At 32.7% G+C, this 14,357-nt stretch carries 13 protein-coding genes; 4 read left to right on the plus strand and 9 right to left on the minus strand.

Annotation, left to right across the window (positions count from 1 at the left end):
• Window positions 1-21 precede the first annotated feature (21 nt).
• On the minus strand, window positions 22-819 hold the full coding sequence (locus tag DZ64_RS0101835; RefSeq protein ID WP_035003292.1) for an NAD+ synthase: 798 nt from the start codon (window positions 817-819) through the stop codon (window positions 22-24).
• 89 nt (window positions 820-908) lie between these two features.
• Window positions 909-2,723: an RNA polymerase sigma factor RpoD gene (rpoD, locus tag DZ64_RS0101840; RefSeq protein ID WP_024789202.1), complete on the minus strand. Its 1,815-nt coding sequence runs from the start codon at window positions 2,721-2,723 to the stop codon at window positions 909-911.
• A gap of 88 nt (window positions 2,724-2,811) precedes the next feature.
• Between rpoD and flgF the strand changes: the two genes are divergently transcribed.
• Both flgF and flgG read left to right on the plus strand, forming a co-directional pair.
• Window positions 2,812-3,597 carry a flagellar basal-body rod protein FlgF gene (gene flgF, locus DZ64_RS0101845; RefSeq protein ID WP_024789203.1) on the plus strand — a complete coding sequence of 262 codons (786 nt, stop codon included), beginning with the start codon at window positions 2,812-2,814 and terminating at the stop codon, window positions 3,595-3,597.
• Window positions 3,598-3,688: 91 nt separating this feature from the next.
• Entirely contained in the window at window positions 3,689-4,477 is a 789-nt protein-coding gene (flgG, locus tag DZ64_RS0101850) for a flagellar basal-body rod protein FlgG (protein ID WP_024786971.1), read from the plus strand.
• 4 nt (window positions 4,478-4,481) lie between these two features.
• On the opposite strand, the gene DZ64_RS0101855 is transcribed toward flgG, so the two are convergent.
• Window positions 4,482-5,720 carry a DNA polymerase IV gene (locus DZ64_RS0101855; protein WP_024789204.1) on the minus strand — a complete coding sequence of 413 codons (1,239 nt, stop codon included), beginning with the start codon at window positions 5,718-5,720 and terminating at the stop codon, window positions 4,482-4,484.
• Between the two features lie 83 nt (window positions 5,721-5,803).
• Between DZ64_RS0101855 and DZ64_RS0101860 the strand changes: the two genes are divergently transcribed.
• Window positions 5,804-6,430: a S24 family peptidase gene (locus DZ64_RS0101860; RefSeq protein WP_024789205.1), complete on the plus strand. Its 627-nt coding sequence runs from the start codon at window positions 5,804-5,806 to the stop codon at window positions 6,428-6,430.
• Here DZ64_RS0101860 and aat read toward each other — a convergent pair.
• The 4 genes from aat to ligA form a co-directional block, all read right to left on the minus strand.
• Window positions 6,419-7,099, minus strand: coding sequence for a leucyl/phenylalanyl-tRNA--protein transferase (gene aat / locus DZ64_RS0101865; protein ID WP_024789206.1), 681 nt, complete (start codon window positions 7,097-7,099; stop codon window positions 6,419-6,421). The genes DZ64_RS0101860 and aat overlap by 12 nt on opposite strands.
• Window positions 7,100-7,176: 77 nt before the next feature.
• Window positions 7,177-9,330 carry an AAA family ATPase gene (locus DZ64_RS0101870; protein ID WP_024789207.1) on the minus strand — a complete coding sequence of 718 codons (2,154 nt, stop codon included), beginning with the start codon at window positions 9,328-9,330 and terminating at the stop codon, window positions 7,177-7,179.
• The gene (locus DZ64_RS0101875; RefSeq protein ID WP_024786976.1) at window positions 9,331-9,624 is read right to left on the minus strand and encodes an ATP-dependent Clp protease adaptor ClpS; all 294 of its coding nucleotides are present in this window, start codon (window positions 9,622-9,624) and stop codon (window positions 9,331-9,333) included.
• Window positions 9,614-11,656, minus strand: coding sequence for an NAD-dependent DNA ligase LigA (ligA, locus tag DZ64_RS0101880; RefSeq protein ID WP_024789208.1), 2,043 nt, complete (start codon window positions 11,654-11,656; stop codon window positions 9,614-9,616). The genes DZ64_RS0101875 and ligA overlap by 11 nt, the downstream gene beginning before the upstream one ends.
• 140 nt (window positions 11,657-11,796) lie before the next feature.
• On the opposite strand from ligA, the gene DZ64_RS0101885 reads away from it, so the two are divergent.
• Window positions 11,797-12,132 carry a hypothetical protein gene (locus DZ64_RS0101885; RefSeq protein WP_024789209.1) on the plus strand — a complete coding sequence of 112 codons (336 nt, stop codon included), beginning with the start codon at window positions 11,797-11,799 and terminating at the stop codon, window positions 12,130-12,132.
• Between the two features lie 9 nt (window positions 12,133-12,141).
• Here the strand turns inward: DZ64_RS0101885 and DZ64_RS0101890 are convergent, their stop codons facing one another.
• Window positions 12,142-13,158 (minus strand): GNAT family N-acetyltransferase, encoded by a 1,017-nt coding sequence (locus DZ64_RS0101890; protein WP_024789210.1) that lies wholly within the window; start codon window positions 13,156-13,158, stop codon window positions 12,142-12,144.
• Window positions 13,148-14,323 carry an amidohydrolase gene (locus DZ64_RS0101895; RefSeq protein WP_024789211.1) on the minus strand — a complete coding sequence of 392 codons (1,176 nt, stop codon included), beginning with the start codon at window positions 14,321-14,323 and terminating at the stop codon, window positions 13,148-13,150. Before DZ64_RS0101895 ends, DZ64_RS0101890 begins: the two co-directional genes overlap by 11 nt.
• Between the last annotated feature and the right edge of the window lie 34 nt (window positions 14,324-14,357).

Raw genomic sequence — 14,357 nt, forward strand, 5'->3', positions numbered from 1 at the left:
TTTACAAATTATAACATAAATTTATAATCTGACATCTCTTTCATATAAAAAATCATGGCCCACAGTTCTTGATTTAAGTTTTGCAATAATAGGCATTTTTCTTTTAAACTGGTTTTTATAAATTTTATTTATTACAAATTCCACCAAATCTTTGTCAAATTTTTCCAAAAGCTCTTCTTTCGTAGCCCTGTTATCCACAAACTCCATTAAAACGGGGTCAATTTCAGCATATGAATACCCAAGTTCTTTTTCGTCGCTCTGGCCTTTCCACAAATCCGCACTCGGAGGTTTATTTATAATAGCTTCAGGTACGCCTAAATATTTTGCAAACTCAAAAATTTCCGTTTTATACAAATCCCCTATCGGGTTAAGTGCACTAGCCAAATCTCCGTACAATGTTCCATAACCCAGCATTATTTCGCTTTTGTTGCTTGTACCGATTACTAATGCTTTAAGTTCGGCACTTTTGTCATATAAAACAGCCATTCTCATTCTTGCAGAAAAATTTCCAAGTCTTATTTTATCATTTATAGGATAAGCATCAAGAAGTGGAGCAATAGATATTATTTCATATTCTATATCAAATTTTTTACATAATGTTTTTGCATCTTCTATACTTGAAGGGGAAGAAAACTGGCTTGGAAGCATAAAAGCTTTGAAATTATTACCTAACGCTTTTTTTGCAAGCACCGCCGCCACTGCCGAATCAATCCCGCCGCTAATGCCGCAGATTCCTTTTTTCAGTCCTGTTTTCGTTATTTCTTCATAAATAAATTTAACTAAGAATTTTTCAATCAATTTCCATTTACTGTTTTCCATTTTACATTCTCCATTCTCACTACTCACCACCCCGCCGCTTTGCAAGCGGCCGGGCAGATTTTTCACTATTCACCATTTTCACCATTTATTTAGCTTTCAATATAATTTTTAAGAAGTTTACCAATATTTGGATGGCGCAGTTTTTTAATAGCGCTGCTTTCAATCTGCCTTACCCTTTCACGGGTTACATTAAGCGCTTTTCCAATTTCTTCAAGCGTTCTTTCACTTTTATCGGGCATAAGACCGAACCTCATTTTTATAACTTCCCTTTCCCTGTCATTAAGCTGAGAAAGAATTTCATCAATATGTTTCCTCAAATCTTCATGAACCACTTCTTCATAAGGGTTAATAAAGGTTTTGTCTTCTATAAAATCTCCGAACTTTCCGTCTTCTTCTTCTCCCACAGGAGCTTCAAGGGAAATCGGTTCTTTTGAAATTTTTAGAATCTGTTTTACCTTTTCTATCGGCATTTTCATATCTTTAGAAATAATTTCAAGGGTAGGCTCTTTTCCGTTTTCCTGGACATGTTTTCTGATTATTTTATTAATTTGATTGATGTTTTCTATCATATGGATAGGAATTCTCACAGTTCTGGCCTGATCGGCAATGGCACGTGAAATTGCCTGCCTTATCCACCAGGTTGCATATGTCGAAAATTTATACCCTTTTTCAAATTCAAATTTATCAATGGCTTTCATAAGCCCTATATTTCCTTCCTGGATTAAATCAAGAAAAGGAAGCCCTCTGTTGGTATATTTTTTAGCAATACTGACAACTAATCTTAAATTAGCCCTGGCCATTTTTTCTTTTGCTTCTATGGCAATTTTTTTACCTCTTTTTAACTGTTCAAGTATTACTTCAAGTTTTTCAGGTTCCATTCCGAACGTATTGTCGCTTGCCTTTTTCGCTTCTACTAATTTTTTTATATCCATATAAATATTAACCATTGTGTGTTCCGGAACCATAGCCGCAATATCCTCTTTGCTAAGAGAAGTGATTTTACTTAATATTTCCCTATGGAGTTTTCTCAGCTGCTCGTTAAAAAGAGGAAGTCTGTATTCTTTTTTCTTAAGTTCTTTTTCAAAATCTTTATCGCCTTTTAAGGCAGTTTCAACAGTTTTTACTATTTCATTAATAAGTTTGGAAGTATATCCAAGTTCGTTTAATGCGAGTTTTACTTTTTTCTTTTTAAACGTAAGCGTCAAAATTTTATGAAGCCTTTCAAGCTCATCCATATTGGTGGCGTTTATTACCTGGTCGTATTCGTCTAAAACTTTTTCCCACTCTTTTTTTGCTTTTTCCAGATTTTTAAAAAGTTCGTTTATTCTTTTTTCCCTGATGGATATTTTTTTATTTCTTTTTCCCTCTTTTGTATCTTCATCTTCAACCTCTTCTTCGTCAACAAAATTTTTAAAAAGTTCTTTTACCCTTCTTTCCCTGTTAAGTAAAGGCTCTTTATATTTTAACACCAAATCAATCAAAAAAGGGATTGAACATATCGCATCAAGAATTATCTCTTCCCCGAGCTGGATTCTTCTGAAAATTTCCACTTCTTCATCTTTGTCAAGAAGCGGAATATGACCCATTTCTCTCAGATACATCCTGACGGGAGAATCGGAACGGCTCCATTCGAGAAGCTCTTTATCTTTTAAGATATCCTCCGCCAGCTCTTCTTTTTTTCTTTCTCTCTCTTCTTCATTTTTTACAACATCTTCAAGATTTTTAAGTTTGGCAACTTCTGCAGCGGTCATTAATTTAATATTGTTTTCTTTCGTTTTTGTCAGAATTTCTTTAGTTTGAGATTTTGTAGGAGTTTTTGGTAAAATACTGACTATCTTTTCATAAGTAATAATGCCTTTTTTGTTTTCTTTAAATAACTTTTCAAGCTCTTTAGGTAATGCCATTAATTTTCTCCTTGAATAATAATCTGTAATTATATAATATTTGAACGGAACGCTATTTGCTTTCATTATACAAAAAAAAGGTTAATCAATGATTAACGGTTATTACGGCACAACCGGCGGTATGGTTACACAATTTAATCGTCTTAATGTAATATCAAACAATCTGGCAAATGTAAATACTGCTGGTTTTAAACAAGACGATATTATAATCGGCGATTATGAAAGAATATTTAATGAAAAAAGGGACAATCTTCCCCTTGAAAATAATACAAAAGAAGCGGCAAAATTTTTAAACAGGGCGCTTAATAAAGTTCCTGTTGTTGTGGAAAAATATATCAAATTCAATATAGGCAATCTTCAAAAGACGGGAAATCCTCTTGATTTGGCTCTCAAAGAAAAAAATGCTTTTTTTTCAGTAAATACGCCTGATAGGGAAAAACTGACCCGTGCCGGAAATTTTTCTATTGATAATAACGGCTATTTAGTTACAAAAGACGGATTTAAAGTATTAAACAATAAAAATAAGCCTATACAGCTTAATACATCATATCCGATTAAAATAGGCCAAAACGGCAATATTTACCAAAACAAACAGTTAATCGCAACATTAAAAATAGTAAAAATTGATAATTTAAACACACTCAAAAAAATAGGAAACAATTTATTCGATTTTATCCCTGATACTGCAATAATAGATTCCAAAAACAGTGTTTTACAGGGATTTTTGGAAAAATCAAATGTAAATCCGGTTAAAGAAATGACAGATTTAATTGATACAAATAGAATGGTTGAAAGCTATCAAAAAGTAATGACAACATTTATGGACGACCTTAACCGTGATGCTATTGAAAAACTTGCAAATGTCAGAGCATAAGAATAGTGAGTTGTGAATAGTGAGTAGTGAGTTGTGAGTAGTGAAAATGGAATGATTTTTGCTTTTTAATAAAAAACTTTAAGGAATTAATATGCTAAGAAGTCTTTATTCGGCAGCTACTGGGATGTTGGCGCAACAAACACAAATAGATGTTGTTTCAAACAATATTTCAAATGTTAATACAATAGGATATAAAAAACAACGGGCCGAATTTGCAGATCTGTTTTATCAGACAATGGAATACGCGGGCACCGCAACTTCAACCGACACCCAGTCACCAACCGGAATAAGTGTAGGCCTTGGGGTCAGACCTACAGCCATCAGTAAGATTTTTACACAGGGAAATTTTAAAGAAACAGGAAATAATCTGGATTTGGCAATCCAGGGAGACGGTTTTTTCCAAATTCAACTGCCTGACGGAAGAATTGCATATACAAGAGACGGAGCTTTTAAACTCGACAAAGACGGAAATATCGTAACAAGCGACGGATATAAATTAATTCCCGGTATTACACTGCCGGCCGACACCGTTCAGGTTTCTGTGGGGACAGACGGAACAGTAAGCATACTCGAAGCGGGACAGACGCAAATGCAGCAAATCGGACAAATACAACTTGCAAAATTTATAAATCCTGCAGGTCTTCATTCGCTGGGAAGCAATTTATATATAAACACCTCTGCTTCAGGAGACCCTATTGTTACAACTCCCGGGGAGGACGGCACGGGTGAGATTAGACAAGGATTTTTGGAAATGAGCAATGTCCAGCTGGTCGATGAAATGACAGATTTAATTACAGGGCAGAGAGCTTATGACGCCGCAAGTAAAGCAATCGTCACAAGTGATGAAATGCTCCAGACTGTAAATAATCTCAAACGTTAATTTTTTAAATAATTTTTTCTCCCGCCGTCACAACGGCTGAGAGCCCGAATTTACTTCTTAATTTATAAACCGCCCTGTTTAATTTTTCCATTTTTTTATCTTCTTCATAATCAAACAAATTGCTTGTTTTTTTAAATTTTCCGACACTTAGGACAATAGAAACAATATAATCTTCTTTATTATCGGCCGTATAAAAAAGAGTAGTCATAATTTCCTTTAGCAAAAGTTCATTAAAAATCCTTTCAATATTCATATGGGCTTTTTGGGGCTTTGAATATTTATATTTTATTTTTAAATAATAAAAAGTAGGATTTAATTTGCTTTTTGTTATTAAAAACGAAAGATACCTGCATAAAATTTCTACCCGTCTTACAATTTCATTTCTGTCATAAACAGGATCAAACCTTCTTGAAATCCCGATACTTTTTCTTTTTTCTCTTTCTTTTACTTCCTCATTATCCGTTCCACATACTCTGTTATATAAAACAACCCCGTTTTTTCCCCACGAATAAAAATATTCTTTATTATTTTTTACATCACCTAAAGTTATAATTCCTTTTTCTTTCAGTCTTTTTTCTATTTTTTTGCCGATTCCCGGAAATTTTTCTATTGGAATATTTTTAATAAATTCATCAATGCTTTTTACTGTTTTTATACCATAGGGTTTTGCATAATTTGTAGCGAGCTTTGCAATCCATTTGCTTTTAGCAGCACCTATGGAAATCGGAAGTTTAAATTTTTCATAAACTTCTTTTTGAAGACTTTTTAAAAATTTTTCTAAATTATCCTCATCAACCCATCCTTCCAAATCTCCAAAAAATTCATCAATACTGTACTGCTCAACAACCGGGATTTTTCTTTTTAAAAAAAGTTTGAGTTTATATGAAAGCAGATGATAAAGTTTATAATTCGGCAATATAACTTCTAAATCAGGATAAATATTTAAAGCTTCCATTAAGGTCATACCTGTTTTTATACCAAATTTTCTTGCTTCATAACTTGCAGTAACCACAATTCCCCTGATTTTTCCGTTTTCTAAAAAATAGCTTTTATCAGGTTTTTTTTCGCTTACTATAATTTCTGATGTAAAAGCACCTTTATTTAAATTATAAACATTTGCTTTTTCACTGAAAATTTCTTTGTCATTTCTTTTTACTACAACGCAGGGTTTATTCAATAAAGTTGAATCAACACTTCTGTGGGCCGATACAAAAAAAGCGTCTAAATCAAGGTGAATTTTCATCTTTAATCCTTTAATTTATTTACAAAATATTAACATTTTGATAAAATATACTTCAATAAATTAACAAATTGTTAAGGACTGAAATGGATTTTGAAAAAATAATAGAAAAAATTAAAGATATAATTTCAAATGAAGTGGGAGAGAGAAAAGTTTTAAATAAAGATGTGGCAAAGGCTCTTGGCATTACACCTGAAAATTTATCCATACTTAAAAAAAGAAATAAAATCCCTTTTAAAGAAATAGCCCTTTTTTGTGCTAAAAGAAAAATTTCAATAAACTGGCTTTTGTTTGACCAGAGCATCGATTCAATAGCTACTGAAACTGAAAAATTCTCCCAAATCAGGTATTTTAAAGATATAAACGCAAGTGCGGGCGGCGGTGCAATAAACTTTAATGAAAATTATGAAATTTTATATATTGACAAAAAAATATTAAATAAAAATTTAGATGCAATAAACGTAATCGGTGATTCAATGGAGCCTACTTTAAAAGACGGAAACATAATATTTATAGACAGAAACGACAAAAACATCATAAACGGGGGAATTTTCGTAATTTCCACAAATGCCGGAGTTTTTGTAAAAAGAATAAATTTAAAAAGCACAGGGGAAATTGAAATAATTTCAGATAATAAAATCTATCCAAAAGAAATAGTTAGCCCAAATGAAATAAATATAATAGGAAAAGTGATAGGAAAATTAGAGATTTAAAAACCCGCTTGCTTTTTGAATCATTGGGATAAAATCTTTTTTTTCATATATTTTTGCCCCCATTCGTTGAAGATGGGCACTTGGGACCTGGCAGTCAATAAATTCAATTCCGTTATCTTTTAAAACATTACAAAAATAGATTAAAGCTAACTTACTTGCATCGGGTTTTATATGAAACATACTCTCACCGCTGAAATATTTGTTTATTGCAACTCCATAAAACCCGCCTACAAGTTCCCCCTCATAATAACTCTCAACTGAAAGGGCAAATCCGAGTTCGTGTAATTTGGTATAAGCTTCTATAAATGGATCATTTATCCAGGTTCCGCTTTGCTTTCTTTTTACATTTGCACAATTTCTGATTACATCCTCAAATTTTGAATTTATTTTAAATTCCCATTTTGAGCTCCTGAGTTTTTGAGCTAATTTTTTAGTAATTTTTACCTCATCGACTTTTAAAATAAGCCTTTTATTTAATACATACCAGTGAAAAAGCCCGTCTTCATCCTGATACCATGGGAAAAAACCTCTTGAATAACCTTCAAGCAGTCTTTTGGGGTGTAAATCATAACTTGCCCCTACAAATCCTTCATCAAATTTTTCATAGGGGGAAGGAAAAGTGAAATCATCAAGAAGATATAAAGGAGGACATTTCCTAACTTTAATCATATATTTTTAACCTTTATCATTTTTTACACTACTCACAATTTATAATTTATAATTCACAATTCACAATTCACAATTCACTATTTTTTAAATTTTAAACTGAATTTATCTTTTATATAATCAAATCTTGCCACTCCTCCACTTTTAAGCTCACCAAATAAAATCTCTTCGCTCAAAGGCTCTACTATATTTTCCTCAATCACCCTTGCAAGAGGCCTTGCCCCCATTTTAGGGGAATATCCTTTTTTAGCAAGTGCGGCTTTAGCCCTTTTTGTAAGAGTTAATTTTACTTTTTTGGCATTTAATTTATCCTGAAGCTCATTAATAAACTTATCTACCACCATTAATACATTTTCTTTGCTTAAAGGTTTAAATCTCACTATGGCATCAAGTCTGTTTAAAAATTCAGGCGCAAAAAATCTGTTCACAGCCTCTTCTTTAAATTCACTGAATTCCTGCATAAATCCAAGATTATTTCCCTCACCAACACCCAAATTGCTTGTCATTATCAAAACAACATTTCTAAAATCAGCTTTTCTGCCATCATTATCGCTCAAAGTCGCATTATCCATAACCTGCAAAAGAATCTGCACTATATCAGGATGCGCTTTTTCTATTTCATCCAAAAGTAATACACTGTGAGGGTGTTTTCTTATGGTTTCTGTAAGTATTCCTCCTTTTTCATAACCTACATATCCGGGAGGTGAACCGATTAGTTTTGCAACTGAATGTTGTTCCTGATATTCGCTCATATCAAATCTTATAAAATTAATACCGAGTATATTTGCAAGCTGTTTTGCAACTTCTGTTTTACCAACACCTGTAGGTCCTACAAACAGAAAGCTTCCTATCGGTTTATCTTCACGGGTTAATCCTGCTTTTTTCCTTTTAATTACCTTAACAAGCTCTTTTATAGCCGTCTCTTGTCCGAAAACTTTTGATTTTAAACTGTTTTCGAGATTTTTAAGTTTTTCTATTTCATTACTCGTTGCACTCTCTTTTGGAATATTGGCGATACTGGCGATTATTGTTTCGATATCGTTTTTTGTAATTAATTTTTTGCCTTTTAATTTATATTTTGCACCGGCTTCATCTATTAAATCTATTGCACTGTCGGGCAGATATTTTTCTCTTAAATATTTTTTAGCTAAAATTGCTGCACTTTTTATTGCTTCTTTTGAATATCTGACTTTATGAAACTCCTCATATCTTGATTTTAAACCTTCAAGTATTTTTATTGTATCTTCAACAGACGGCTCTTTTATATCTATCTTTTGAAATCTTCTGTTTAAGGCTCTATCTTTTTCAAAATGGTTTTTAAATTCTTCGTAAGTAGTAGCCCCAATGCATCTTATTTCACCTCTTGCAAGTGCCGGTTTAAGAAGATTTGCAACATCCATATTGCTGCCGCCAGCAGCACCCGCACCTACAATCATATGTATTTCATCTATAAACAAAATAGGCTCTTTTTCTTTTTTAAGTTCGTTTAAAATAAGTTTCATTCTTTTTTCAAATTCACCTCTGTATTTGGTACCCGCTATCAAACTCCCCATATCGAGAGAATAAATTTTTTTATTTTTAAGCTCTTTTGGAACCTGGTTAAAAGCTATCTTTTTGGCGAGACCCTCAACAATTGCAGTTTTACCCACTCCGGGCTCTCCTACTAAAACAGGATTATTTTTTTTACGTCTAACCAAGATTTGCATAATCCTGTTTATTTCTTTTTCCCTGCCTATTACATCATCAAATTCTTTAGCTTCTTTTACAAGTTCGGTTGTGAATTCCCCCAATACTTTCGGCTCATTCTTTTCCTCTTTTGTTTCTGTTACATATTCGACTATTTCGACTCTTTCTATTCCAAATTCTTTTAAAAGCTGATTTGCATAACTTGTTTCATCTTCAAGAAGTGCAATAAAAAAGTCGATTTCATCGGCAACGGTTTTTTTAATTCCCTGAATATGTTTTATCATTCTTTCGGTTGCTTTGTGAAAAGAAAGGGTTTCTGTAGGCGTTACAACCACAGGGGCTTTTTCAATATATCTGTCAAGATAATAATCAAGCCCCCTTCTTATATAATCAACATCAACCCCGACATCTTCAAGTAAATTTCTTATGTTTTTATCTTTCAATAAAATATAAAAAGCATGGTCTATTGTTATATATTCGTTTTGTCTTCTTTTAGCTTCATTTATTATTTCGTTAAATATATTTTTTAAATTTTCAGTTATTTGCATTTATACCTCCTCTATTTTTGCCCTCAATGGATAGCCGGATGAACGCGCAAGGGTATGAACTTTATCTACTTTCATCTGGGCTATCTCATAAGGATAAATACCCACAACAGCACTGCCTTCCCTATCCACTTTGAGCGTAATGTTTATAGCTTCGTCTTCACTTTTATTAAAAACTGAACGTAATATTTCTATTACAAAATCAAAAGTTGTGTAATCGTCATTAAGCAATATTACTTTATAAAGTTTTGGGGTAATAATCTCCAAATCATCTTCTACCAAAACTTTAGTCGGCATTTTGCTCTCCTATCAATTTCCACATTTCATCTTCGGGAAGAAGGGTAACGCCAAGCTTTTTAGCTTTATCAAATTTGCTTCCCGCATCTTCCCCGTAAATTACATAATCTGTTCTTTTGCTTACACTGCTGCTTACATGTGCCCCAAGAGATTCAAGAAGTTCTTTTATCTCATCTCTCGGTTTTTTCATAGCTCCTGTTAAAACTACTGTTTTGCCAAGAAAAGGAGATTCTTTAATCTCTTTAGCTTCAGGGCTTTTAGGCTGAATTAATTCTATAAGCTCTTCAATTTTTTCTTTATTTACTTTTACATATTCTTCAATAGATTTTACCATCTCAGGCCCAAAACCCTCTATGTGCATAAATTCTAAAGGGTCGTGTTTATAAAAACCGACCCCGAATTTTTCGCAAATTTTTTTGCTTGCGACTTCTCCTATATGTTCAATTCCGAGAGCATTTACAAATCTCCAGCATTCAGTTCCTTTTGTTTTTTTAATTGCGTTTATCAAATTCTCGGCTTTTTTTCTTGCAAAACCGGGGAGCCTTTCAAGCTCTTCAACTTTAAGTTTATATAAATCCCTTATATCTTTTACAAGCCCTTTTTCATATAAAAGTTTTGCCACGCTTTCACCAAGACCCTCTATGTCCATACAGTTTTTACTCGCAAAATAAATTATAGTATTTACGACCCTTGCCGGGCAGGAAAGATTTTGACATTTAATCAGAGCCCCTTCATCAAGTACCTCGCTTCCGCATACGGGACAATGTGTGGGTCTACTTATTTTCTTTTCATTTCCGCTTCTTTTCCATGCCAAAACTTTAGTAATTTTAGGGATAACATCCCCGCTTCTGATTACTATTACATGATCACCTATTCTGATATCCATTCTTTCAATTTCATCAAAATTATGAAGAGTGGCCCTCTCTACTATAACCCCGCCTATTTCAACAGGTTCCAAAACGGCAACCGGAGTTAAAACGCCGGTTCTTCCCACCTGAATAACAACATCTTTTAAAATTGTCTCTTTTTCAACGGCAGGAAATTTATACGCGACCATCCATCTTGGATATTTTTGAGTATAACCTAATTTTTCAAGTAAATTAAGCTCATTCATCTTAACAACCATACCATCAAGCATTACAGGCAAATCATCCCTGATTTTAACAAATTCGTTATATTTTTTCTGAATGCATTCAATTTCGTCTTTTTTGCACTCCCCTCTTTTAGGGGGTTCCCTAAATCCGAGGGAATAAACAAAATCCATTAAATTTTTATATGTTTTAAATTTATCAAAAAACATTTTTTTATCTTTTTCATATCTGTCGTTTTCCACCTCCGTGGAATTTAATATTTCAACAGGATATCCCACACCCCAGGGTTGAAACAACAGATGTCTGCTTGCCGTAATTTTAGGGTCAAGCTGTCTTAGACTTCCTGCCGCCGCATTTCTCGGATTTGCAAAAGTGCTTTCGCCTTTTTTAACTCTCTCTTCATTTAATTTATCAAAATCTTCTTTTTTTATTAAAACTTCCCCCCGTATTTCAATAAGTCCTTTATAATTTATCTTTAAAGGTATGGAGTTTATAGTTTTTGCATTTAACGTGACATTCTCCCCGATATCACCGTCGCCCCTTGTTTCCGCTCTAACCAATTCCCCGTTATTATAAACCAGATTTAAACTGGCTCCGTCAAATTTTGGCTCTATGTATAAAGTATAATACTCATCAATTAATTTATTCACCCTGTTTAACCAGTCTTTAAATTCAGCTTCACTGAACACATCTTCCATAGACCACATTCTTGTTATATGTTTGGCCTTTTCAAATCCCTCAAGTACCACATCGCCTACTCTTTGTGTAGGAGAAGTCGGATCTATTTCATCAGGGTGCGCTTTTTCGTATTTTTCAACTTCATGGTATAATTTATCATATTCTTCATCTGTAACTAAAGGATTATCCAAAACATAATAATAATATGAATATTTTTTTAAAAGCTGGACAGCTTTTTTATATTCCTCATAATTTTTAATCATCCATCCTCTTTTTGTGTTTATTGTATCATATTTTGCATTATGTATACTGATTATATCAAAATTTATTTTAAATTTCAAGTTTCTTTAGTTTATATCACTAAACTTACAATATGCTATAATTTTTAAAAAAAAGGATTTCAATGAAAAAAATATTAGGATTTTTTTTAATCTTGATAATTTCAGGATGCACCCAGGAACAGCAAAATAAATTGGGACATTCCATTCAAAATTTTACAGGAGTAAACGGTGTTGTGGATATTTATTCCGGAGGCAGGGTTGTAATGAGATTTTTAAAAGTGGACAAACTTACAACTGCTCACGGGACTGATGACAACAAACCAAGACCTTACAGGTTCGGATACGGATATCTTGATAAAAATTTTAATTATAAAGTTGACCCCAACGAAAAGAAAAAACTCTATTTTGAAATAACAAATTACGAGACATATGTTTATTACGAAAACCCTGTTGATTAAAAAACTTAATCAATTTAATTTATTTACCCTTTTTTTATCTTTTAAAATAAATTTTGTCAGTTTTTTACAATATTTGCTGTAACAGACATTTAATTTCTCTTCTATTTTATGCCTGTTTTCAAACTGAAGTCTTAAATAATCCATTCCATCATACCTATAAAAAAGTATACCGCTGTAAAAAAATCCCTTTTTACTTGCAAATTCAACTATTTTTTCTACATAATGGGAATGAAGATTAATATCAAGATATATCATATCCGCTTTTATTTTTGCTTTTGAAAAAATAAAATTAAATTTTTTTTCAAAATTTTTAACCCGACTGTCTGCTCTGATAATTGCAATTTTTAATATTTTTTTTACTTTTAACTCAAGTTTCGGTTTTATTCTTTTAATTTTTGTTTTTGTAACGGTAATTTTTAATTTTTTGATTCTCTCAAGCATTATTTTTTTATAAATTTCGGGAAGATAATAATTTCTTTTTTCTTTTTTAAATAAAAGATAAGAAATCAAAACACCGCTTCTTTTTTCAAATTTAAATTCTTTTTGAGATATCCAATGAGCAACTTCCCCAAAATGAAGTGCCGTTTCAACCATTCCGTGAGATAAATTCGCCTTTTGTGAGAAAGGATGAAACATAATGGCCTCGCCGTATATTGCATAAAGTTTAATATTTTTTGCTTTTTTAATCAAATAATCAAACATCTGATTCATAATACCTCTTCCTTTAAAATCAGGGTGAACTACGGCAATACCGATTTCCGCATTGTATTTGTCATTGAGTATTAAAGAAAACTGACCTACTATTTTTCCCTGATATTCGGCAATTATAGGGATTAATCTTTTTTCATTGTATGCTTTTATCCACATATTGGCATCATAAAAATCTTTTCTATAATAAGTGTCTGCGTAATTTTTTCTAATTAATTCAACTATCCCGTTTGCATCTTCTTTTTTAAAATCCCTTATATTGACAAAAAGTTTTTCCTGTTTTACAAATAAAGGTGAAAATATATTACTAACTCTCATTTTTAAATTCTTTCACTAAATTTGCCATAACCTTCGCCCCTAACGGCAATGAATCTTCGTCTATATCAAATTTTGGATGATGTTGCGGAACACATCCTATATTTTTTTCCCTACTGCAGCATCCGAGTCTGAAAAATGCTCCCTTAACAATTTTTAAATAATTGGCAAAATCTTCCCCTCCCATTACCGGCTGTTTCAAATCAAACGGTTTTGCACCTGTTTCTTTTGCAGATTTTATGACAATATTTACCATTTTATCATCGTTTATAAGTTCGGGATTTCCAAAAAAGTAGTGAAACTTATAATCAGCCCCCATCGCAAAACAGATTCCCTTAATCGCATCTTCCATCATCTTTTTTATGGAATTTCTAACTTTATCGTTAAGGGTTCTAACCGTTCCGGTCATTTTTACATAATCACATATCACATTCGGAGCTTTTCCGCCCTCAACCGTACCCATGGAGATAACAGCAGGATGGAGAGGGTCAATTCTTCTTGAAATAATATGGTTTATTGAATTGATAGCAAGTGCACCCGTTAAAAGCGCATCAACCCCTTCATGAGGTCTTGCCCCATGTGAGCTTTTTCCAAAAATTTCAATCTCAAATGTATCGGCACTTGCCATCATTTCCCCATATTTATAACCAATTTCTCCTGTATTTAAATATGGATACATATGAAGCCCAAATATTGCCTTTACATTTTCCAATGCCCCATCTCGTATCAAATCTTCACTGCCTCCCTCGGTGTCTTCTTCGCTGTGCTGAAATATTCCTCTTATATTTATAGGAAGTTTATCTTTATGTCTGTTTAATGCAATAAGTAATCCTGCCAAAACCGCAGTATGCCCGTCATGCCCGCATGCATGCATAATCCCGTCTTTTCTTGATTTATAAGGAACATCATTTGCTTCTTGTATAGGAAGAGCGTCCATATCCGCCCTGAATGCCAAAAAAGGCCTGTTTTCATCGACAACAATATCACAAACCATCCCATAATAGTCTTTAAAAGTTTTACATTTAATTCCTTCACTTTCTAAAATACCTTTAATATAATCTCTTGTCGGTTTTTCTTTGTGTGATAAATCGGGATACATATGAAGGTGACGTCTGATGTCGATTATTTTCTTTTTTAGAGAGTCAATTTCTTTTAATATTTCTTTCACACTCTCTCCTTTTAATACTGGTTTAATATATTAT

It is taken from the genome of Lebetimonas sp. JH292 (assembly GCF_000523275.1).
In the GTDB taxonomy this organism is placed as follows: domain Bacteria; phylum Campylobacterota; class Campylobacteria; order Campylobacterales; family Nautiliaceae; genus Lebetimonas.